This is a genomic window from Anaerovirgula multivorans, from assembly GCF_900188145.1.
GTDB classification, from domain to species: Bacteria; Bacillota; Clostridia; order Peptostreptococcales; family Natronincolaceae; genus Anaerovirgula; species Anaerovirgula multivorans.
In genome coordinates, this window is record NZ_FZOJ01000005.1 from 12,552 (window position 1) to 34,150 (window position 21,599).

The 21,599-nt window shown below is 35.2% G+C and carries 20 protein-coding genes; 17 read left to right on the top strand and 3 right to left on the bottom strand.

The window, feature by feature from the left end:
- Window positions 1-7: 7 nt before the first annotated feature.
- The 14 genes from CHB72_RS06475 to CHB72_RS06535 all read left to right on the top strand — a co-directional run bounded on the left by CHB72_RS06475 (window position 8) and on the right by CHB72_RS06535 (window position 15,142).
- Complete coding sequence (locus tag CHB72_RS06475; protein WP_089282072.1) at window positions 8-2,617, top strand: acetate and sugar kinases/Hsc70/actin family protein; 2,610 nt, start codon at window positions 8-10, stop codon at window positions 2,615-2,617.
- A 27-nt stretch (window positions 2,618-2,644) separates the two neighbouring features.
- On the top strand, window positions 2,645-3,421 hold the full coding sequence (locus tag CHB72_RS06480) for a hypothetical protein (protein WP_089282073.1): 777 nt from the start codon (window positions 2,645-2,647) through the stop codon (window positions 3,419-3,421).
- Between the two features lie 110 nt (window positions 3,422-3,531).
- Entirely contained in the window at window positions 3,532-4,125 is a 594-nt protein-coding gene (locus tag CHB72_RS06485) for a hypothetical protein (RefSeq protein ID WP_089282074.1), read from the top strand.
- Window positions 4,122-5,534: a phage baseplate assembly protein V gene (locus CHB72_RS06490; protein ID WP_089282075.1), complete on the top strand. Its 1,413-nt coding sequence runs from the start codon at window positions 4,122-4,124 to the stop codon at window positions 5,532-5,534. The genes CHB72_RS06485 and CHB72_RS06490 overlap by 4 nt, the downstream gene beginning before the upstream one ends.
- Before the next feature lie 18 nt (window positions 5,535-5,552).
- Complete coding sequence (locus CHB72_RS06495; RefSeq protein WP_089282076.1) at window positions 5,553-6,152, top strand: hypothetical protein; 600 nt, start codon at window positions 5,553-5,555, stop codon at window positions 6,150-6,152.
- Between the two features lie 79 nt (window positions 6,153-6,231).
- Window positions 6,232-6,756, top strand: a complete 525-nt coding sequence (locus CHB72_RS06500; protein ID WP_089282077.1) for a hypothetical protein — start codon at window positions 6,232-6,234, stop codon at window positions 6,754-6,756.
- Between the two features lie 13 nt (window positions 6,757-6,769).
- Window positions 6,770-8,020 (top strand): DUF4280 domain-containing protein, encoded by a 1,251-nt coding sequence (locus tag CHB72_RS06505; RefSeq protein ID WP_089282078.1) that lies wholly within the window; start codon window positions 6,770-6,772, stop codon window positions 8,018-8,020.
- A gap of 13 nt (window positions 8,021-8,033) precedes the next feature.
- Window positions 8,034-8,330, top strand: coding sequence for a hypothetical protein (locus CHB72_RS06510; protein WP_089282079.1), 297 nt, complete (start codon window positions 8,034-8,036; stop codon window positions 8,328-8,330).
- Between the two features lie 250 nt (window positions 8,331-8,580).
- Window positions 8,581-8,874, top strand: a complete 294-nt coding sequence (locus CHB72_RS06515) for a hypothetical protein (protein ID WP_242975054.1) — start codon at window positions 8,581-8,583, stop codon at window positions 8,872-8,874.
- Between the two features lie 197 nt (window positions 8,875-9,071).
- Window positions 9,072-11,507, top strand: coding sequence for a hypothetical protein (locus CHB72_RS06520; RefSeq protein ID WP_089282080.1), 2,436 nt, complete (start codon window positions 9,072-9,074; stop codon window positions 11,505-11,507).
- A gap of 110 nt (window positions 11,508-11,617) precedes the next feature.
- Window positions 11,618-12,772 carry an RCC1 domain-containing protein gene (locus tag CHB72_RS06525; RefSeq protein ID WP_089282081.1) on the top strand — a complete coding sequence of 385 codons (1,155 nt, stop codon included), beginning with the start codon at window positions 11,618-11,620 and terminating at the stop codon, window positions 12,770-12,772.
- Window positions 12,773-12,891: 119 nt separating this feature from the next.
- Window positions 12,892-13,854 (top strand): hypothetical protein, encoded by a 963-nt coding sequence (locus tag CHB72_RS06530; RefSeq protein WP_089282082.1) that lies wholly within the window; start codon window positions 12,892-12,894, stop codon window positions 13,852-13,854.
- 133 nt (window positions 13,855-13,987) lie between these two features.
- The gene (locus CHB72_RS25870) at window positions 13,988-14,152 is read left to right on the top strand and encodes an RCC1-like domain-containing protein (protein WP_141131331.1); all 165 of its coding nucleotides are present in this window, start codon (window positions 13,988-13,990) and stop codon (window positions 14,150-14,152) included.
- 216 nt (window positions 14,153-14,368) lie between these two features.
- On the top strand, window positions 14,369-15,142 hold the full coding sequence (locus tag CHB72_RS06535; protein WP_089282083.1) for an REP-associated tyrosine transposase: 774 nt from the start codon (window positions 14,369-14,371) through the stop codon (window positions 15,140-15,142).
- Window positions 15,143-15,655: 513 nt separating this feature from the next.
- Here CHB72_RS06535 and CHB72_RS06540 read toward each other — a convergent pair.
- Both CHB72_RS06540 and CHB72_RS06545 read right to left on the bottom strand, forming a co-directional pair.
- Complete coding sequence (locus CHB72_RS06540) at window positions 15,656-15,877, bottom strand: T7SS effector LXG polymorphic toxin (RefSeq protein WP_089282084.1); 222 nt, start codon at window positions 15,875-15,877, stop codon at window positions 15,656-15,658.
- A 237-nt stretch (window positions 15,878-16,114) separates the two neighbouring features.
- Window positions 16,115-17,044, bottom strand: a complete 930-nt coding sequence (locus CHB72_RS06545) for a helix-turn-helix domain-containing protein (protein ID WP_089282085.1) — start codon at window positions 17,042-17,044, stop codon at window positions 16,115-16,117.
- Between the two features lie 170 nt (window positions 17,045-17,214).
- Between CHB72_RS06545 and CHB72_RS06550 the strand changes: the two genes are divergently transcribed.
- The 3 genes from CHB72_RS06550 (at window position 17,215) to CHB72_RS27255 (ending at window position 19,636) form a co-directional block, all read left to right on the top strand.
- The gene (locus CHB72_RS06550) at window positions 17,215-18,333 is read left to right on the top strand and encodes a PTS transporter subunit EIIC (protein WP_242975055.1); all 1,119 of its coding nucleotides are present in this window, start codon (window positions 17,215-17,217) and stop codon (window positions 18,331-18,333) included.
- Complete coding sequence (locus CHB72_RS06555) at window positions 18,333-19,106, top strand: HAD family hydrolase (RefSeq protein WP_242975056.1); 774 nt, start codon at window positions 18,333-18,335, stop codon at window positions 19,104-19,106. The genes CHB72_RS06550 and CHB72_RS06555 overlap by 1 nt, the downstream gene beginning before the upstream one ends.
- 218 nt (window positions 19,107-19,324) lie before the next feature.
- The gene (locus CHB72_RS27255) at window positions 19,325-19,636 is read left to right on the top strand and encodes a transposase (RefSeq protein WP_242975057.1); all 312 of its coding nucleotides are present in this window, start codon (window positions 19,325-19,327) and stop codon (window positions 19,634-19,636) included.
- Between the two features lie 354 nt (window positions 19,637-19,990).
- Here CHB72_RS27255 and CHB72_RS06565 read toward each other — a convergent pair whose 3' ends face one another.
- Window positions 19,991-21,358 carry a uroporphyrinogen decarboxylase/cobalamine-independent methonine synthase family protein gene (locus CHB72_RS06565; protein WP_089282087.1) on the bottom strand — a complete coding sequence of 456 codons (1,368 nt, stop codon included), beginning with the start codon at window positions 21,356-21,358 and terminating at the stop codon, window positions 19,991-19,993.
- Window positions 21,359-21,599: the final 241 nt, after the last annotated feature.

Below are 21,599 nucleotides of genomic sequence, written 5' to 3' on the forward strand. Positions count from 1 at the left end.
ATGAGATATGGGATATTCATACAAATTATTTAAAAATAAAAAAGAAGTCACCAGTAACGGCAGATATAGAGAAAATGAGCTAAGGAAAATGACAACATTTCAATTAAGAGAGATATGCTCAAAGGAAAAGCTGGTAAGCAATACACTGAATCCATTAGACAAAGAAGAGCTTGTGCGACTTATTATGCGTTATAGGGGAATAGATGAAAATCTATTCATCAATAAACATGATGAGAATGGGTTAAAAAAACTGCAAGGCTTTTTAACAAAGGTCAACAAGATCACGTTAAATGATAAAATAATTAACTTTCCATCAAAACTTTTATTATATGAAGGCTTAAGTATTGAAATTTTTGATAATTACCTTGTAACCGCGAAGGATATCATAGAGGAAGGCAATGTTATATTGATTGATGGCAGCTACAATATATGCACCATATTTAACTTGACTAAATTTAATGAAAAATATTATTTAATCAAAAATGAAAATGTGAAAGCCAAAGAAACGACAAGCAAAAACTATAGTTTATTATACTTTGATAAGAAACAGTCGGAGCTAATATATGATATATACTATCATAATACAAAACATATTCCACAGCATCTTAAGTTTTATAGCTTTCCTGTTTTAGATTACAGCATAAGAGAACCTATTGATACAGATACCCCCCTTGCTATAGATTTTGGAACCACCAATACAACAGCAGGGATCTATATCAACAAAGAATCCTTTGATTTTTTTCATGAAATGCAACAGGATAAAGACCAAAACAAAGATAAAATCAGTGTTGTAAAAGTCCTCAACACAACATTAGCTCCAATAGAAATAACACCATTAATACCAAGTGTTGTAGGAATAAAATCCATCGAAGATGACGACATAGAATATGTTTTTGGGTATGACGCCATAAAGCTTTCAAAGCTAAGCTATGAAGATGATGGCATATGTATATTTTATGATATCAAAAGATGGATAAGCGATTATGAAAGAGAAGAAAAAATAACAGATACAAGAGGGCAAAAAACCTATATAAAAAGAAAGCATATGATAAAAGCTTTTCTAGAATATGTAATTCATCTTGCTAAACAGAGATTTAAGGTCAATTTTAAAAAAATACATATATCCTGCCCTTCAAAACAGAAATATAAGTTTTATAAAATGTTTGAAGAAATCCTTGCAGAATATAAAATCGAGTACGAAAATATGTTGGATGAAGGTGCATCAGTATTATTCAACACCATCACAGAATTAATAGAAAATAAAAGCTATATAGAAGGACAATATTACAAAGCCCTTATTATTGACTGTGGAGGAGGAACCACTGATTTATCCTCCTGCGAGTTTAAAATAGAAAACAATAGAGTTTCTTACAAAATTGATATAGAAACTTCCTATGAAAATGGAGATACAGATTTTGGTGGAAACAATCTTACCTTTAGAATCATGCAGCTTATAAAAATCATTTTTGCCCATAAATTAAATAGCAATGATAACATAAAAGCAAGGTTACTAGAAGAATTTGATGTAGATCTATTTAGATATGTAGATAAACATGGAGGGCTAGAAATCTATAAAAAGCTGGATTATGAATACAATCAAGTAGAAGAAATTATTCCTACAAAATTTAAACAGTACGAAAATAAAAGCAGTGACGAATACTTCAAAGTAAAAAGCAATTTTTTTCTATTATTTGAATTAGCAGAAGAAGTAAAAAAACAATTTTTTCATGACAACAATAGCTTGGAAATATTAATAACACCACATAATGAAGCCAGTAAAGACAAAACAACCATAGACTATGACAAATGGAGAATCCACACATACAGTGGGAAATTTTTAGAACAGCTTAAAAATCCGCCGGAAATAACCTTAAGCATATTTGATATAACCACCCTAATAAAAGCGGATATATACAACATCATTAAAAAGTTTTTAGAAAGCATCTACCGACAGGACAAACTGCTGGAATACTCAGTCATCAAGCTGACGGGACAATCCTGTAAAATAGATGCATTCAGAGAAGCGATAAAAGAATTTGTGCCGGGAAGAGTCATACAGTCACGAAAGGACAAGAAGGCAATTGGACACAGCTATGGGTTGAAATTAGATTGTCTAAGAGGAGCACTAAAGCATCTACAGGCCAAAAACCTTGGCTACATGGATATAAACATACAAACAAAGCTTCCTATATTGCCCTATGTGATTAGTGCCTTTACCCATAGTGGTGAAGAAAAAATACTTATACACAGCCTTGATAAGAACAATATAAGCGGGACGATATCTAGGTTTATGGAAAGAATCACACTAAAGCTATATCTAAAGGATACAAATGGCGCCCTTCGATATGAATATGCGTATGAAAATAAACAAGAAGATTTTAAGGAGACAATCTTTGAGGAAATAGAAGAAAAATATAAAGGGCTCATCATACAAGATGAAACTGATAATATTGTGAACAAAGAAGTTAAATTTTTTGTATGGGCTAAAAAGGAAGAATGGGGATTTTGTGTTGTACCTGTCCTAAGAAATAATGAAAAATTATTTATAGGAAAAGAAGGCTTTTTCAATTTTGAAAATGATATTTGGGAAACCAATTTTTTCGATGGACTCAAATAATAAACACAGTAGAAATGGGGGAATAAATTGTTTTCAAATAAATACCCTGTATTTAACAGAGGAAGAATCTTAAAGCTGGAGATGTTAGAGCATTTAAGGGATTTTCCAAAGGATTTGATGGATGCATATCTTCATGAATATGCAAATGGTATTTTAACAGGATGCAGACTTTTAGTAGATGAAAACTATATTGTTGTATCACCAGGAGTCATTCATTTTGATGGAATCACCTATGTACTAAAGGAAAGCTATAGGGTGCTTTATAACCATACAAATGAAACCGCCATCCTAAAGGTAAAATTTATCGGAGAAAATTCAGATAAAGATTTTGTAAATCACAGAACAGAAATATTCATTGATCATAATACTATCATACATCAGGATGAAATAGAGCTCTGCAGATTTAAATTAAAGGAAGGAGCCAGACTCAGGACCGATTATATCAACTTTGAGGATATGACCACAGAATATAATACCGTCAATATTATTCATTCACCCTTTGCTGCATATGAAAGCAGCAGCTTATCACCCTATGTTTTGACGTGTTTTTCAAAAGAAGCATTTCAGTACAAGTTAAACAATTCCTTGGATATATCCTTTTGCATGCAGTGTATGCAAAACCAACAAATAACCAGTAAAGAACTGATTTTAAGCTATATATCAGCAAGATTGGAGATTGAATATGTGGAGGGTACCAATGAAGGAATCTATAGACATCTACTTCAAATCCTCAACAGGATAAAACACAATAGACAAGGAAAATCAAACACAGACTATCTCCAAAAGAGGATTCTGTTAGACTAAACACATTGAAATCAACCTTTTGATTTTACAAACAAAGGATAAAATTTCATTAAGACTTGAAGCTTAGTCAGCATAGAGCGTTTTATATGATAAAAAGGAGGAAAAGGGCTATGGAGTATATGGATGAAAAGATATTGAAAATGAAAAATCAATTCAAGAAATACGAAAACAAAGACATTATGGGTACCGTACACATCGGAGAAGAAAAATTTGAATTTGAGGATGTAGAATTTTTTGACGGCAAAATGACAATGCGAATTCCAGAAGTTTTTACAGACATGCCATTAGAAATGGCAAAAATGAAATATCCTTCAGAGCAAAGACCCCAGAGCATAAAGACCAATGAGGATGGAAGCGTGAATATAACCCTTAGTCTTTTTGATGAAGCTATAGAAAAAGACCAGATAAAAGAATGCAGAAACGGCTTTAGATCCATCATTAAAAGGATGAACCCCTCAACCCTATTTTTTGACAATGAAATAATGGATATGGAAGACACAAAAATAGGATACTTTGATTACAGAAGCCCTGCACTAGATGATAACCTGTATAATATCATGTTTGTAAGAGCCATCGATTCAAAGCTGCTGATGGGCACCTTTAATTGCATATTTAAAGACATGGAGGAATGGAAACCGGTTGCTCTCCAAATGATACTGTCCATTAAAGACTTAACCCAGAAAAAAGAAGGTGAAACAGCATGAGAGAAGCCAATATTATCATAGAGCCCTATCAGTTTATTGATTTACTTGAACTCCATATCCAAAAAAAAGTCAATCAACATGCAACAGTCAAAATCGTAGGGCATATATCAGAGGAGCTAGAGGACAAGTATGCTGAAATGACAAGAAGCAATGAGTGGATAACCATAAAGGCATTAGATGAAGAAGAAACAAATATTCTGTTTAAAGGACTTATAAAGACCGTTGCTGTAAAAACAGAAAATCAAGTCAGGACCTTAGAGATCGAAGCCATAAGCGGCTCCTATCTTATGGACATACACGAGAAAACCTGCACCTTTCAAAACGAGAAACAAACCTATGGAAGTATTATGAACACAGTGAAAAACAGATATGGCGATGGCAGCGGTGTATTTATGACGGTGGGGGAAAAAAGTCAGACAGGTACCATTATCGTACAGTACAGAGAAACCGACTGGAACTTTGCAAAAAGGCTGGCAAGTCATTTCAATAGCTATTTAGTTCCCGAATACGCTATTGACGGAGCCAAGATCTATTTTGGAAGACCCAATAAAAATGAACTAGAACATATCAAAGCCATAGCCTATTCCATAAAAAAAGATGTAGGGGAATATATGAACAAAACAGAATACAAAGTAAAAGAAATCAGAGAAAACGATGCCCTTTACTATTGTGTGCAAAGCAGAGAAATATACGACCTATGTATTCCTGTTGAATTTAAAAATAGAAAGCTCTATATATATGAGATAAACAGCAGACTGGAAGCTGGAGAAATAATGCATTACTATACCCTGAAAAGTGAAGGGGGCTTTAAATTTAAGAAGGAATATAATGAAAAACTAATAGGAGCATCTTTAGATGCAAGGATTTTAGATATAACAAAAGACATCGTAAAAGTACATATTTTGGTGGATGCAAAGCAGGATGTATCCATAGCAAAATGGTTTCCCTACTCCACTGTCTATTCTTCACCAGATGGAACCGGCTGGTACTGTATGCCAGAAAAGGGAGATACCGTGCGGGTATACTTCCCCGACGAAAAAGAAAAAAATGCCTTTGTCATAAGTGCAGTTCATAAAGAGACCTCCCATGCAGGCAGACGGTCAGATCCCAGTGTAAAATGCTTAAGTACAAAGTACGGCAAACATATTATCCTATCCCCAGGAGCAATAGAAATCAAAAACAGCGATGATCTATACATCAAACTCTTTGACGATGGTGGCATCGAGATTTATAGTGATAAAGATATAAAAATGTTTGCGAAAGAAAACATAGAGATAACAAGTGAAGAAGCAGAAATAACTATGCAGGCAGGAGAATCAGTAAACTTAAAACAGGGAGAAACAACAGTGGTTATTGAAGAGAATATTACCTTTAATGGAGGTCAGGTAAGACTGCAGGAGGAGAATTAAAAAAGAGTAGGTGAGCTAATGGAAGCAATAGGGTTTACAGAGTTAATAAAAAATATACTAGAAACTAGTATGCAGGAAAGATTTATCGGAAACTACGGCAAAATATATGATTATTGGTTAAGTAATCAAAAAAGCGTAAACACAGAGTTTATAGAAAGCTTTAAAGAAGTATTTACAAAAGCGACTGAATTACAAAACGAAGAGAAAAAAGGGCCCATTGCATACATCGTGATATCCTTTTTAAGAACCCGTATTATAGAAGAAGATTATCAGCTAAGAATCGATCTCTATGATGAGATGTTTTATTTAGACAAGGTTGAATGCAGTGGATATTGGAAGGTGGATTTTGTATTTCAGTATCTTCATGAAGATATTGAACTTTTCAAAGAAAAGATTGAGGAATACATAGAAAAGATACAGGATAATTCATATGAATTGATAAAAAAAGATTATGCAGCTATTTATAACTACTTTCTTTATGAATACTTGAAAAAGAACATCAAGCTTTTATTAGAAACAGAAGAATACCAAAGCCTAAATAAAACAGAAGATCTAAAAATAGGCTTTGGCGAATATATGGATAAGGTTGATATCATCTATGATCAAGAAAACCCATAAGAAAAAATACTTTTTTAGGGGAGTTACCCCTCATGGGACAGTGCGTTATCTCTATATAAAAAACGGAGGATAAAAGGCTATGGAATACTTTTTGATACAACAAGACAAAAGATACATTCATGCACCAATTATATTAAACCTATTTAACAGAATAGACAGAAGACATATAAGCAAAGATTCCTCAACCAACATTCCACGTATTTCCGTACTATACATCAAATCCAACAAAAATACCCAATTTATAGATTTATTAGATAGACAGTTGTTTCTTCTTTCGGATGAATTGAAAAAGCTGGTAGAAAAATACGAGCCTTACTTAAAGTTTAAAATCATGCAACTAATAGATGCAGAAAACTCAAAAACCGCTCAATACCATCTGCCAATATTAGATACGATAGACTGCTTATCTGAAAAGAGCGAATTAAATAGAGACAAAAGCATCATAAAACGAGCAGTATTAGAAGAGAAAAAAATAGAAGATAAAAGCATATTTAAAATAGGAGGCGTATCCTCAACTTATGTTGCCATAAGACTGGACTTGGCTGAAAGCATACTACGAAGAGCCTTTAGCGGGATAAACCTAACCAGAGTGGAAGTGGAATAAAGGAGGGTTATGCATGTCTGAATCAGAAGGAAAAGAATATTTAGTAAGAGGAGCACTTTTAAAGTGTGTAATGGGAGCACCTGGAGGAGGTGTGGTGGAATTTGGAAGTCATAAAAGAAGAGCCAATTTAACCAACTGTCATGGCTGCTATACCCAGTATGCAGAAGAATCAGAAGGAAAAAAACCAATGTTAAATCAAGGCGATTGTAAACCCGAAGTAAATATCATGTCCTTTGGTGTGTGTTATAACCATTTTAATAAAAATACAAATCCAACAGTTACCTATGAATTAGAAAAAGATGGTGGTGTTACCAGAGTTACGGGAAAAGAATGTACACCTAAATTTATCGGTAGAGAGTGGGAAGGATGTAAAGAAGATACATTTATAGATGGCAAACCAGCCCTTACAATGCAGTCCTATATATTTTGTGAAAATGGCGGCGTTATTATACCAGAAACTTCAGGGCAAGAAGAAATAGATGCACCAGAAAAGCAAGCTGAAACAGAAGCAGAGACTGGACAGGAAGCGACTGAAGCAAATAATATGCCTGGTGCTATAGGGGAAACGGGTAAACCTGTAGGATTATCCCAAACAGATGCAGCAGCAATATTAGTGCTAGAGAAACTATTCTCTGAGTATGAGTTAAAGAAAGATGCATCAGGGACGGATGCTACGATAAGAGAAATACAAAGAATACAGCAAAAAAATAGTATTCCTATAACAGACTATTCTTTTGCTAGCGAAAAGAAAACAACGCGTGTATCAATTGACTATGTTCAAAGCTTTAGAGTTGAAGATATACATAAGCTTCATAAAAAAGATGATATGATGATCTATTTAGCAGGACTAATCCCAGGAGTTGGACCTGTATTAGGAGGTTTGAGTTCGTTGGCTGTTGAGCAAGAACAAAATGAAAAAATATCAGCTCGTAATGTAGCAAAAAATACTGCATTAGGAATACTGAACGTTGAAAAACCATTGCCTGGGTTTATAGTGTCAGCGGAGGACACCCGCCGCAATTTAATAAAAGATAAAAAGGATACCTATAATAGCGATGGAATAACTATACAAGAAAATGATACCTATGTTCAAATAAGAACTGTTACAAATCAGGGATTGAGGACTGCAACAATAAAGGCATACATCCGAAATGATGAAATTCTAGAGTATCAAGAATTCAACTCAAATGATGTTACTGTACCTAGACAGCTTTCCTATGAAAACATGATAAAATCTAAATGGAAAAAAGAAGGTTATGAATAAAGAGAGGTGTTATATGAATACAAAAAAACTTTATGGCAACAGTAAATGTCCTAGTTGCGGCAAATATTGTATTACCTATAAAGAAAAGATGAAATTAATTGATTATAGGTTTACACATGAATGTAAAGAATGCGGAGGAACAATACAACTCCCTGCATGGCATGCACTGTTGTTTTTATCTGAACTTGGATTGATGCTTTTTTTAGCAATTAAGTTTAATTTAAATACTTGGCAGGCAATTACGTTAGGATTAGCATTATATTTATTCATAAGATTTATTCAACTTCCATTTATACCTATAAAAGGTTAGTGCTATGACGTAACGAACCGAGAGGATGAGGGATGGCTTGTATAGAATAAGAGTATAGATGCATCAATTCATTCAGTATATTATAGGGTAGGTGAACTAATTCTCTCTTATCGATTTTTATTTTTCAGTAGAATCATGAAATATAGTAGATAATAGAGCAATTTAAAATTCTATATAACTATGGCAACTGCTAGAAGGGAATGATAGGAAATGAGATAATCACATATCTTTGCCATTATGGGTAGTAGGGATGGAATATGCACATTATTTGATTGTTGAAAAGAAAGCAAAAGTATCAGAGCCTTATTATAGAGAGACAAACTATGGTCAGGGTGATCCTTATGAAGAATTTTTTCCAGTAAATATATTAAGAACTTGGGTTTATGACTTAGATTCAGAAAGACATAAATTGAAGATGGAGATTGTTGAAGAATTTGCTCGACAAGGAGTGAATTACTGGGATACAGAGATCAATAAATCTACCCTTGAAGGAATTAAAAAGCGTTATCCCGATACATGGGAAGAATATATAAAGAAATATTAAGACTAGGGTTAAGCAATATAACTGTTAATCAAGTAAAAAAAGGATAAGTTCACAAATATTAGAATAGAGGGAGGGCATCTTGTAAGAAGCCATAAAGACGGTAATGGACGTGTCCTGTATGACTGTCGGATGCCCTCATCTGTGTAAAATTCTTATCAGGTTTTACACCAAGAAGTATCAAAAGGGGTGTGGGATAAATGGAATTTTTAGGATACGATAGAATAAGAGTAAAATGCCCATGGGGTTTACAAACATTAAAGGATCTGGAAATCAATATCGAACCCAATCAACATGCAACAGTTAGATTTACAGGCATAGTAGATGAGAAGACAGGACTTAGCACAATTGAAAAAAACGTGGAGCATGACCAGATACAGGTGGTAGAAATTGATGAAAATGACAAAGAAAAAGTCATCTTTACCGCCGAAGTATTAGATGTAGATATTAAAGAAGAAAACGGCATATATCATATAGAAGCAAAAGGCATATCAGGAACATTCTATTTAGATATAGAAAAGAAAAGCAGATCCTTTCAAAACACAGCCATGACCTACAGAGACGTAATAAAACAAGTAATAAAAGACACATCAAAAAGTGATGCCATCTTTGAAGCAGGAGAAAAAGAGTCAATATCCGTTCCACGAATACAATACAGAGAAAGCGATTGGATCTTTATTAAAAGAATGGCCAGCCATTCTGGCGCTGTAGTGGTGCCAGAAGTAACCGAAATCAGATCCCGGTTTTGGTTTGGCATGCCCCAGGGAGAAAAAAGAAAAATCAGTTCAGATGTAGAATACAAAGTATGGAAAGATATAGATCGCTATAGAGAAATGGCAGGAGAAAGAAAAGGATATAGACCAGAAGATTTCTTTTACTACGAAATCAAAACAGGAGAAGCCTACAACATAGGAGATAAAGTAACCTTTAAAAACAAAGAAATGATCATCACCTCAAAAAAAGCCAAAATGGAAAAAGGATTATGGACCTATACCTATATATTAGGCTTTCAACCGGGCTTCGGATTAAAAAAGCAATACAACCACATCATAAGCGGTATGTCCATAAAGGGGAAAGTGCTGGACACCCAAGGAGAAAACCTAAAAGTACATTTAGATATAGACAAAGCCCAGGATAAAAACACCGCCTATTGGTATAAATATATTCCCCCAACAGGCAACACCATGTACTGCATGCCCAAAATAGGAACAGAAGTAGCCTTGTATTTCTCCAACGAAAAAGAAGAAAGTGCAGAAGTCATCGGCTGTGTCAGAACCAACGGAAGCCAATGTAAAGGAACCTCCAACCCCAACAACAGATACCTAACAACAGAACACAACAAACAAATGGCATTATTACCAGGATTAATCTCCTTTACAGGGGTAGGAACAGAAGATCACCCATTAAAAATCACATTACAAGATAAAATAGAAGAAGAAATACAAGAACCAATAGAAAAAGGAATAAAATTCGAAAGTCATCAATCCTTCCTATTAAAAGCCAAAGGAAAAATAGAGCTATTTGCAGAAAAAAAGATTATGATCAACGCACCTACCTATGTAGGCATGTTAAAAGGCAAAAGAGGCAGTGCAAAAGTATTTACATTGAGTGATGAATTTAATATCTTAGGTGAAAATACATATCTTTATGGAAGAAAATCCGAACTATTTCCACAATATGATGATGCTCCTGTTAAGAAACCGTTTAATTGGAAGAAACTTATCGTAAATGTACTAGTAGCAGCTGTTGTAGTAGTAGCTGTTGCCTTTAGCATGGGAGTAGTTGGAGGACTTATGTTGGGTACGGTGGCATTAGCAATTAAAGGAACGTTTGCTGTAAAGGCTGTAGTTGGTTTGGCAACTTTGGCATTCGGAGGATCTTGTGTTTGGGGAGGATATGAAATTTATAAAACGGCAGCAGAGGATATTAAAAATGGAGAAGTTCGAGAAGGATATGATTATGTAATTCCTGCTGCAAAAACAACATTTTGGAAAGGAACAGAACTACTATTATTTCCAGCATTCAAGGGAAAAAAGATCGTAGTATGGGGAAAAAATGTGGGTAAAACTGTTCTAATGGATAATACGAGAAGATTTTTAGGATATGTATCTACTGGGAGATCTAGAGAAGAAGATTGGGTTAAGGATTTTATTTCAGAGGCAGCAGAAGATGTACCAAAAGCTGCTGCCACTAACTTAGGTCCCGGTGCTGCTGGATGGCAAGGTGAGGCAGTAAATGTGGTTAAAGATCGAGCTTTCGATAAAGTAAAAGACCGTTCTAATAGAAAAGAAAATGAATTACCCAAAATAGAAAATAATACTTTTACTGACCACCCCGGAATTGTAGCACATAACGCTATGCGTGAAGAAAAGGCAAAAGCTCGGGAAGAACGGGATAGCTGGAGTCCAGAAAAATGGGGAAGATGGAAGGCAGAGGAGGATAGGATTGATCCCGATGGAAAAAGTCGGAGAAATCAAGAACAAGCTGAACGGATAGCACCAAAAGCCCCCTACACAGATGTAGATTGGCAAGAGCTTTATGGGATAGAAGCTGGTTATGAAGAGAAAATGAAAGAGCTAAAGGAGCAAGAAAAAAAACAGCAACAAAGACATGATAGTCCTGTGCCTTCATTTTAAAGATGAGAAAATAAGTCTCTCATTGTGTTATAGTTTGTTCAAGTATTTTCAATGCTTTTTATGTAAAAGAATAAAATATTAAATTATAAAAATAGAAAGAGGGAGATATCATGAAAAAAATTATATCTTTAAGTTTAATCCTCATGATGATGTTTTCAATGGTAGGATGTAATGATAACAAATTGGAAGCAAAGGATAATGAGATGGAGGTAAATGAAATGAAGAGAGAAAATATAGAGTACAGATTAAGCACTATTGCAGTTCACAATATGCTAATCAAAGGAGATGGTAGTCTATGGACATGGGGAGATAATGCCCAAGGGCAATTAGGAGATGGAACAGAGGAAAGTAAATATGTACCAGTAAAGATTATGAAGCATGTAGTAGAAGTAGCAGGGGGATTTACACATAGTATGGCAATAAAAAGTGATGGCAGCCTATGGACATGGGGAAGGAATGCAGAGGGGCAGCTAGGAGATGAAAGAGGGTATGGTGAACATAAGGAGCCACTGAAAATCATGGATGATGTAGAGGCCATAGCAGCAGGCGGGGCACACAGCATGGCAATAAAAAGTGATGGCAGTCTATGGACGTGGGGATGGAATGAATCCGGCGAGCTAGGAGATGGCACCACCAACAATACAAATGAACCAGTAAAAATCATGGAGGATGTAAAAGCAGTAGCCGCAGGTTTGAGCTACAGCATGGCAATCAAAAAGGATGGTAGTTTATGGGGATGGGGACGAAATGATTATGGTCAGTTAGGCGATGGAACCAATGAAGACAAAAGAGAACCAGTAAAGATTATGGATGATGTTATCAAAGTATCAGCATCAGGTTTAGTTCATAGTATGGCAATAAAAAGTGATGGCAGTTTATGGGGATGGGGAATTAATGAGTATGGCGAGCTAGGAGATGGAACCAATGAGGATAAAAATACACCAGTAAAGATTATGGATGATGTAGTAGAAGTAGCCGCAGGTCATGGACATAATATAGCAATAAAAAGTGATGGCAGTCTATGGGCATGGGGACTTAATGAGTATGGATCGCTAGGAGATAGAACCAATGAGGATAGAAATAAACCAGTAAAGATTATGGATAATGTAGTAGAAGTAGCCGCAGGTTCGGGGCATAGCATGGCGATAAAAAGTGATGGCAGCCTATGGACATGGGGAGGTAATATGAGCGGTGAACGAGGAGATGAAACAAAGGAGTATAGAAACAAGCCGGTGAAAATCATGGATAATGTATTTGAGAATTAAGTAAGAAAATACCATTTTCCTCCATCACATAGCTATAGTGTTTTAAAATACATAACTTATAGAAGCATTAATACTGTATATATGTGAAATTAGGTTTAAAAAAAGGAGTAAAAGAATTTATGATTAATAAACTAAACAGTTATCATAAAAAGCTAGCGGCACACAAAGAAATGGATTCTCAAATAAAGGGAAAGTCAACAGAAAAGCAAGAAGGAAATCAAAAATTTCTATCCATAAAATACATGATGGTACTTACAGTCATAGCTATTTTTATAAAAGAAATAACAACAAGCACTGTACTGGGATTTGCCATAGCCATAATCATTACCCCCATTGTATACCATGTAATACCAGCAGAAGATAATAAGCTAAAAATGAAAGCAGAACAATATTTAAAGAAAAGGTACAAAATCCCTATGAAAGTAAAAGTAGTTGAGGAGTGTGGAAACTCAGAAGAAGACTCCAATCTGTTAACAAAAGGAAAAGATCCTACAGGAATTAATTTTTATATTTTTACAGAAAACAACCCCATAACAGATGCCTATTTTACTAGTTATTGGGAGAAAAAAATACAAGAAGAACTAATAAAATACCTAGAAGAGAAAGAACTAATAAAAAAATCAAAGGAAAACCAAGCCAAAGTATTTTTATATGCAGAGACAACAATAGATCTCTATGAAGACTATGAAACACCCCCTCCCTATGAAGTACTTAGCCAAAGAGTCATGCAACAAGAAGAGGGAGCGTATCCTATGGGAATAACATATAATGCAATAGAAATGTCAAAGGAGGAACAGACACAAATAACATACCATATACTAAAATTCATCCACGATAACAAGTATATACCTACGAGCTTAAGCTTATGTATACAGAATACCTTTATAAAAAATCTACAACCATCCGATATAGAGGACATAGTAAAAAAAGAAGCTATTAATAGTGTAGAAGAGAAACTTAAAAAAGAAGGAACCACTGTAAAACCCAAAATGCAATTTGATATTGTAACCATGATTATACTATTATTTACTGTTATTGTATTATCGGTGGGAGTATTTGGATTAAGCCTTTTTATATTTTAAACCTTACTGAATTTCCAGGTTAAAAATAACTATCATCAGTTATTTTTAGAGACTACCGTGGCTTTATGCTGGCAAATATTAAAAAGAAAAAGATGAGCTTTATAATAATGTATACAAGGAAGAGAAATAGAAGATGGAAAAAATGATATTATTCAGCCTAGTCTTTATTATGTCCTTTTCACTAATAGGATGTAGTAAAGATAAATGGAGAGTTAATGAGTATGGTCAGCTGGGAAATGGAACTTTAGAGAATAAACTCAAACCAGTAAAAATTATGGATAATGTATTAAAGAATTAAGAAGCGTTGTCTATATCATGGAAATAAAGGATGAGGAAGCTATGAAAGAAGCAAAGAGACAAACCTCTTGCTTCTTTCATATATTTAATTCATAAAATAGAAAAGTCCGATTTATGAAATAAGAAGGAGTAGGTACCTTTAATTATAGGGACGGTTCTATTGATTAGTCATTTCTTTTGTAGTAGAATAGAGGAAAAACATAAAGGAGTAATCAGAATGCCAAGAACTGCAAGAGTGAAAAGTAAAAGTGGTATATATCATGTAATAATTAGAGGCACAAATAGACAGGAGATATTTCATGATGATGAGGATTGCTTAAGATTCCTTGAAACTTTAGCAAAATATAAAGTGAAAAGTGAAATTAAGATATATGGTTGGTGTTTGATGAATAATCACATACATTTACTTGTTAAAGAAGGTAAAGAGGAGCTTGCAACAACTATGAAGAGAATAGGTGTAAGCTTTGTAGGATATTATCATTGTAAATATGATACGACAGGGCATTTATTTCAAGACAGGTATAAAAGTGAGAATGTGGAAAGTGAAGAATATCTTATGACAGTAATTCGGTATATACATCAGAATCCTATAAAAGCTGGACTTGTAAGTAAACCTCAAGATTGGAAATGGAGTAGTTATTCAGAATACTATGGAAAGAAATTATATCCGCAAGAACTATTAGATAGTGAGCTGATACTGAAATTATTCTCAGAAGATAATGAAATTGCGGAAAAAAGATTCAAGGAATTTAATGAGCAAGAAAATGAAGATAATTGTTTAGATGATGTTATTACTACAAGACTGAGAGACGAAGATGTAAGGTTAGAAATTAAAAAGATAATATCAGGGATTAATGTAGGGCAAATAAAGAGTTTACCAAAAGATCAAAGGAATAAGATAATTAAAAAGGCTAAATGCATAGAAGGAGTAACGCAGCGCCAATTGGCTAGGGTTTTAGGAGTTTCACAAGCTCTTATATCAATCACTTAACATAATCACAAGAACCGTCCCTGCGATCATACATTATTGTGTCCAAAATGCAATGGGGAAATGAGAATAATATCATTTATTGAAGATGAAGAGACCATTAAGAAAATACTTACACATCTGAAGATATGGATGACGTATAATCATGACCCACCAGAAGATAAAAAAGGTACATATAGGGCCCAGAAGTATTGAGTGGTGGGAAACTAAAGAAGATACACCCTGTCAGGGCAGCTTTATAGAAGATATTTATCAAATGCCATATGAAGATGAATATTCACAGTTAACACCATACGAAGATCATACATGTTAGTTTTACATTGAGCTTCATTGAATAAAATAGGCTCTGTTTTGCTATGCATGGAATATGGTTGTTATATATTATGAAACAGCAATTTAGGGGAGATATGAGTTTATACTAAAAAATATATACTGAACTTAGCAAAAAGCCTGTTGATTATTAGAAATTATTATGATTTAATTGGTATCATAGGAGAATTTTGAAAAAGCAAATTCCTATAGATTAGATGTAATTACCGCTTTCAGACCTTCTATTATTGGTTTCTGTATATCCTGGATATATTCCCTCGTGGTTTCCGCCGTATCCCCTTGAAATGACTCCATATTTACAAAACCATCAAATGCATCTGAAAGTTCACTCAAAGCTTCTGATTCTTCTTTTAATGCTTCCTCCAACTCAAGATAGCTTTCCTTGAAATTATTGATGTCTGCTTTCATATAACTCCTTTTAATTTACTTTTCAACCTTCTTTTTACATTTTTATAATATACCACTCCCTCACTTAAACATCAAATTTTCCATAATTAATTCACAAAAAAGAACCGTAATATTTACCGGTTCCGTTTAAGTATCCTTTTTATAATATTTTATCTTACCGAGCAAATCTGAGTTATCGAAAAACAGTCGAGTACTCTAATTGGGCCTCTCGACAATGATGTGTGAATATTCCTAATATTATATATCATGTATGCTCCCAGTTACTGTCTGCCAATTAGTGCGTACATTTCTCTGATACTGTTTAGGAGTAACTCCCATAATAAGCCGAAACTGTTTTGTAAAATAGCTCTGACTTTCAAAACCACACTGTGCACATATCTCACTATTGGCAGCATTTGATGACTTCAACATATCAGCTGCAATAGCAATTCTCCTTCGCATCAGATATCTTGTCGGAGTATCCTGGATAACTGTTGCAAATGTCCGCTGACATTCACGTACACATATTCCAGCTGCATCCGCAATATGTTCAACTGTTACTTTATCCATGTAATGTTCATCAATCCAGTTCAGCATCTGCTTCAGGCGCTGTTCCTGCATTGTCTCAACCCTGACTGCCTGCTTTTCCTTGTGTCCGTTCAATAACATGATAATCTTCGACATTGCATCCCTTACTGTAAATTCATAGCCTTTCGGCTCCAATTCGCAGGCATAGAACGCTGCATTAAAAAGAGATATCACTGCCGCGCTACCTGCATCTCTCTGATTAAGTGCCCAGGATGATGCGCCTCCCTTTACAAAGGGGCTGACATATTTTTCATCAAACACGCTTCCGGTACGTCCTGATATAACGGACTGGTCAAATACAATAGAGCGGTATCGGCAGGGCTGATCAGTATTACAGATTATTCTATGCAGGACATCCGAATTCACGAAATACCCCTCGCCCGGTTGCAGAACATATGAATGATCTGCAAATATGATCTGCACCATTCCCTCATCTAGCACAAACATTTCAAGCTCACTATGCCAATGCAGCGATATTTCACCTCCGATATAATTATGAATATCACCGATGTAAGCATTGCAGGGAAAACCTGGTGTTCCACGTTTCATGATTTCTTTTCCTTCATCATTCAAAGGAATTGTATTAACGGTCGACAGCATGCTTCATCACCTCCTTGTCCCATATCCAACATGAATCCTGCAGAATCCTATGTCTGTCGCAATAATTATATTATATGTCGCATATCAGAAAGACGCAACGTATTTCATTCGCTATAATTATACTTACAAGGAATAAATGAAATGTTAAAATGAAAGGATGGTCAAATACAGTGAAGCATGATGAGAAAAAAAAATTACTTTCCAAGTTGATAGCCGCCATTTCTGATATGTTTATGCCCCTTATGAATTTAATGTGCGCAGGTGGAATTATGAAAGGAGCTCTGCTTATATTAACAACAACCTCCTTTCTTTCTGACAGCAGTGAAACCTATCTCATACTGAATGCAATATCCGACAGCACTTTTTACTTTCTTCCAGTGCTGCTGGCAATTACTTCAGCAAAAACATTCCGCGCCAATCCGTTTTACAGTACAGTAATTGCCCTGATTCTGTTGTATCCATCATTAACAAAAGCTTTTGAAACCGGTACAACTCTTCATTTTTTCACTCTTCCGATTAAAGCTGTAACTTACCACTCTAGTATCTTTCCAATTATCGCGGCGAGTGCTCTTCTGGCTGTTACGGAGCATTTTCTTGAACGGATACTCCCCGAACTGGTTAGAGGTTTTCTTACCCCGCTTCTCAGTCTCAGTATTGTCAGTCTGTCCACACTTTTTGTTTTCGGACCAATCGGTGCCATAATCGGAGATGCTCTTGCAGCCGGTTATGCATTGCTTTATTCCTTTTCCTCTGCAGTAGCCGGTATTCTGCTAGGTGCACTGATTCAGCCGATGGTGATCTTCGGCTTTCAGTGGGGATTGTTTCTTGTAGCAATAAATAACATTGGAGTTACGGGGCATGACAGTATTGTTCCGATCATAGCTCCTGCTATTTTTGCTCAGGCCGGTGCAGCCCTTGCTGTTATGGTAAAAAGCAGAAATATTTCTTTTCGATCATTATGTGCCTCTGCAATTCTTTCTGCACTGTTTGGAATAACTGAACCTGTATTATTTAATATAAATCTCCCCAGAAAGAAGCCTTTCCTTTTTGGATGCATAGGCGGTGCCGTTGGTGGGCTACTGGCTGGACTTTCCAAAATCGAAACTCCCACTTTTGTTCTTCCGAGTCTTATAACATTACCGATCTATTATGGTGATCACTTTATGCTTTATCTGACCGGATGCCTTTCAGGGTTTATGATTGGATTTGTTCTTACAATTTTGATAGCTTCTGATACTGATACTGCTGTTGCCGATACCGGCGCCTTATCAAAAGGAGGTCTTAGCTGATGTTTCTTCCAATCGTACACAACTGTGCCCGCCACACCTTGATCTCAAATATAATATATCTGGCTCAGGACACCAAATGTGACACCTATCGAAAGTTATATCTGAATTATGCACTGCAACTGATTGAACTCACCACAAAGGAGAAGCTTATGCAATATAATCATATCGTATTTGATTTGGATGGAACACTGATTGATACCGAAAATGCCGTTTTGAAGACCTGGCAGTACACACTTGAAACATATGGTCTCGATTATTCTCTTGAAAATCTGCGGATCGTGTTGGGCATTCCGACTCTTGATGCTCTTGAACTGCTTGATGCATCTGTAGATCAGGATTTTGAAAATAAATGGATACAAAATTACAGCAAGTTCTCAGATCAGGCTGTATTTTTTCCCGGAGCGGAAGACATACTGCAGTTTATGAAAAAAAGTGGATTTCATCTTGGCGTTGTCACTTCCAGAAAGAAAACGGAATATGAAAGCTATTTTCGCAAATTCAATCTTGAACAGATATTTAATCTGATTGTCTGTGCAGACGATACACTGCAGCACAAACCGGATCCTGAGCCGCTTCTTTATTATGCAGAAAAGTCCGGTACAACCCCTGATTCATGCATCTATATCGGCGATATGCCGACAGATATTGCATGTGCAAATGCGGCTGGTTTTGCTTCTGGACTTGTGACCTGGAACCATTCATCTGTTTTAGAGCCTGATGCAGATTATATTTTTTCATCGCCTGAGGATCTGCTTAAGCTGTACAATATATAGACCTACACAGTAATATATGTGTAGATTTGTACTTTATCATCACCACATTTTTGCAGATTATAATACCCTAGCCACGGGCAGCCATTCCACCTGCATAGGCACTAAAGCTAAACATTGGTCCCGGCAGTTCTTAATTATAGGTAATTATAGGGACGGTTCTATTGATTAGTCATTTCTTTTGTAGTAGAATAGAGGAAAAACATAAAGGAGTAATCAGAATGCCAAGAACTGCAAGAGTGAAAAGTAAAAGTGGTATATATCATGTAATAATTAGAGGCGCAAATAGACAGGAGATATTTCATGATGATGAGGATTGCTTAAGATTCCTTGAAACTTTAGCAAAATATAAAGTGAAAAGTGAAATTAAGATATATGGTTGGTGTTTGATGAATAAGCACATAATTATAGGGACGGTTCTGTTGATTAGTCATTTCTTTTATAGTAGAATAGAGGAAAAACATAAAGGAGTAACACAGCGCCAATTGGCTAGGGTTTTAGGAGTTTCACAAGCTCTTATATCAATCACTTAACACAATCAAAAGAACCGTCCCTGTGATTAACCATCCCTGTGATTTGAAAAACATAAAGCGTAGAGTCTACGGCTATCGGAATCATAGTAATTGGGAAATTAGGGTTAAGTATGAATTTCAATGTGCCTAGAGTTTAGCTTTCTTCAAAGATTTAAAGAGGTATAGGGAAAGTCTAAGTTCTTATATTACTATAATTATCCTTTAAATCAATAAAAATCATCACTAGTCAAATCTATCAAGTAGAAGAAAATTAAGGTTTCTAGATATATGAATATTTTTCCTGTAAATTATGCATTGACAGGATAGGTGTACATGACACCACAAAATTTATTGTTGAACCTTTTTTTTCATTCCTTATGTCAACATAAAGATCATCTTAAACACCATTTCTTCATAGCTCTGTAGTTTAGTTGCTATCGCTGACTCTAGCTTTGGACTGATTCTAGGATGAATTTCCTTGTACTCATCCCAAGTTTTATAGTATTTTGACTTTAATCCATTTGCCTTAGCTTGAAGCAACTTATCTTTTTGTTTACTTTCCAAAGTCGTAGTTCCTCCAGGATAATCATACTTTCCATTTTTCGCTACATATTGAAGCACTGCCGTATAGTTTTCTACATTTACACTATCTAATGTAACGGGACTTTTATCAAATGTAAAATAATATTTTCCTCCAGGTGCTAAAATATCAAGAAGCTCTTTCGCTTTGTCGATACACTGTTGTTTTGTTGCGGTTCGAAGATACGTTAAAGGATAAAATCCCGAAATAATGTGTTTCTTCCCTAGTTTTTCTTTTGCCAACTTAGGATCACCAAACTCAAAATAAAACCTTGTATTTTCGGGAAGCTCATATAGATAGTCTAAATACCTCATCCAATTATGCTCACAAAATATTAAACATGGCTGACCTGCTTGAGCCAGCGTATTCACCATTTTAGAAAACGTCGGCCAGTATAATTTTTCAAAATCACTGTCCCTCAAATAAGTCCCCATATGTAAAGGTAAAAAGGTATAACCATACCTAGACGGCACAGGTGGGATTCCCCTTTTTATCTGAGTCGGAAGTACGGCTTCACAGGCTTCTATTACTTTTTCGGGATTCCTTTTCACATCCATTGCAATACCTTTGAAACCTCTTAAAAAGTCTGTTAAAAAATCAAAAGGGGTAGTTACCGACCCAATCGACTCTTTTGGTACTATATGAAAACCATACTTTTCTATTAGCTTTGCATCTATTTTTTCATAGGTTTCCACATAATCAAAAAATGCTTTAAAGGCCTTTGCCATTACTAGAGAGCGTGTTATGGGATCTGTGTCTAATTCAGGGTACAGTCTCGGAAGCACTTTTTCCATAATACAATCATATGGATTCTTAATAAGTTCATCATACTCAATTGCTTCCATACCAGCCACACCAGGATGTTGTATAAATCCGCTTGAACCCATCACAAATGCTCTGGACCCTAGTATTTGAAGGTGGGCGGGATATCTTGAAAAACCTATAGGGTAATAATCTGAACTTGTAATCTGACATGCTTTATCTAAAGCTTCTTCAACCCCTTCTAATGTCCATTGGGTTTCAGCTAAGGGAAGCCCTGCATATTGAATGCAGAATTCAAGGGGTAAGCTTGTATGAATAGGCACCCTTTTCGGTATCTTCCCATCAAACAGATCCTTGAACAGCTGTTCTCTTTCCTTTTGAAGTTTCTTTATATCTTGCATCTCTAACCTCTCCTTTTTAAGATGGATTGATTAAATTATGTCTTGTCCATTTTTTCTATTTCTATTTATCGATTTGCGTCTATGGGCTTTCATATACTGTAGACGATATATATATTTTTTTTATTCTAAAGGCATATATCTATAGTTCATTATTTTCATTTTATCACAATGAAATATTATTGCTATCATCAAGATAAAATTTTTTCCTAAAATAATGCCTTAAATCATAGCCCCGCTAACA

Bases quoted from the DNA above. Each gene is read 5' to 3' on its own strand.
- CHB72_RS06565 (WP_089282087.1), bottom strand. From the start codon at position 21,358: ATGCAAGATATAAAGAAACTTCAAAAGGAAAGAGAACAGCTGTTCAAG.
- CHB72_RS06500 (WP_089282077.1), top strand. From the start codon at position 6,232: ATGGAATACTTTTTGATACAACAAGACAAAAGATACATTCATGCACCA.
- CHB72_RS06540 (WP_089282084.1), bottom strand. From the start codon at position 15,877: ATGAAAGCAGACATCAATAATTTCAAGGAAAGCTATCTTGAGTTGGAG.
- CHB72_RS06510 (WP_089282079.1), top strand. From the start codon at position 8,034: ATGAATACAAAAAAACTTTATGGCAACAGTAAATGTCCTAGTTGCGGC.
- CHB72_RS06475 (WP_089282072.1), top strand. From the start codon at position 8: ATGGGATATTCATACAAATTATTTAAAAATAAAAAAGAAGTCACCAGT.
- CHB72_RS06520 (WP_089282080.1), top strand. From the start codon at position 9,072: ATGGAATTTTTAGGATACGATAGAATAAGAGTAAAATGCCCATGGGGT.
- CHB72_RS06515 (WP_242975054.1), top strand. From the start codon at position 8,581: ATGGAATATGCACATTATTTGATTGTTGAAAAGAAAGCAAAAGTATCA.
- CHB72_RS06535 (WP_089282083.1), top strand. From the start codon at position 14,369: ATGCCAAGAACTGCAAGAGTGAAAAGTAAAAGTGGTATATATCATGTA.
- CHB72_RS06545 (WP_089282085.1), bottom strand. From the start codon at position 17,044: ATGCTGTCGACCGTTAATACAATTCCTTTGAATGATGAAGGAAAAGAA.
- CHB72_RS06530 (WP_089282082.1), top strand. From the start codon at position 12,892: ATGATTAATAAACTAAACAGTTATCATAAAAAGCTAGCGGCACACAAA.
- CHB72_RS25870 (WP_141131331.1), top strand. From the start codon at position 13,988: ATGGAAAAAATGATATTATTCAGCCTAGTCTTTATTATGTCCTTTTCA.
- CHB72_RS06505 (WP_089282078.1), top strand. From the start codon at position 6,770: ATGTCTGAATCAGAAGGAAAAGAATATTTAGTAAGAGGAGCACTTTTA.
- CHB72_RS06555 (WP_242975056.1), top strand. From the start codon at position 18,333: ATGTTTCTTCCAATCGTACACAACTGTGCCCGCCACACCTTGATCTCA.
- CHB72_RS27255 (WP_242975057.1), top strand. From the start codon at position 19,325: ATGCCAAGAACTGCAAGAGTGAAAAGTAAAAGTGGTATATATCATGTA.
- CHB72_RS06495 (WP_089282076.1), top strand. From the start codon at position 5,553: ATGGAAGCAATAGGGTTTACAGAGTTAATAAAAAATATACTAGAAACT.
- CHB72_RS06485 (WP_089282074.1), top strand. From the start codon at position 3,532: ATGGAGTATATGGATGAAAAGATATTGAAAATGAAAAATCAATTCAAG.
- CHB72_RS06490 (WP_089282075.1), top strand. From the start codon at position 4,122: ATGAGAGAAGCCAATATTATCATAGAGCCCTATCAGTTTATTGATTTA.
- CHB72_RS06525 (WP_089282081.1), top strand. From the start codon at position 11,618: ATGAAAAAAATTATATCTTTAAGTTTAATCCTCATGATGATGTTTTCA.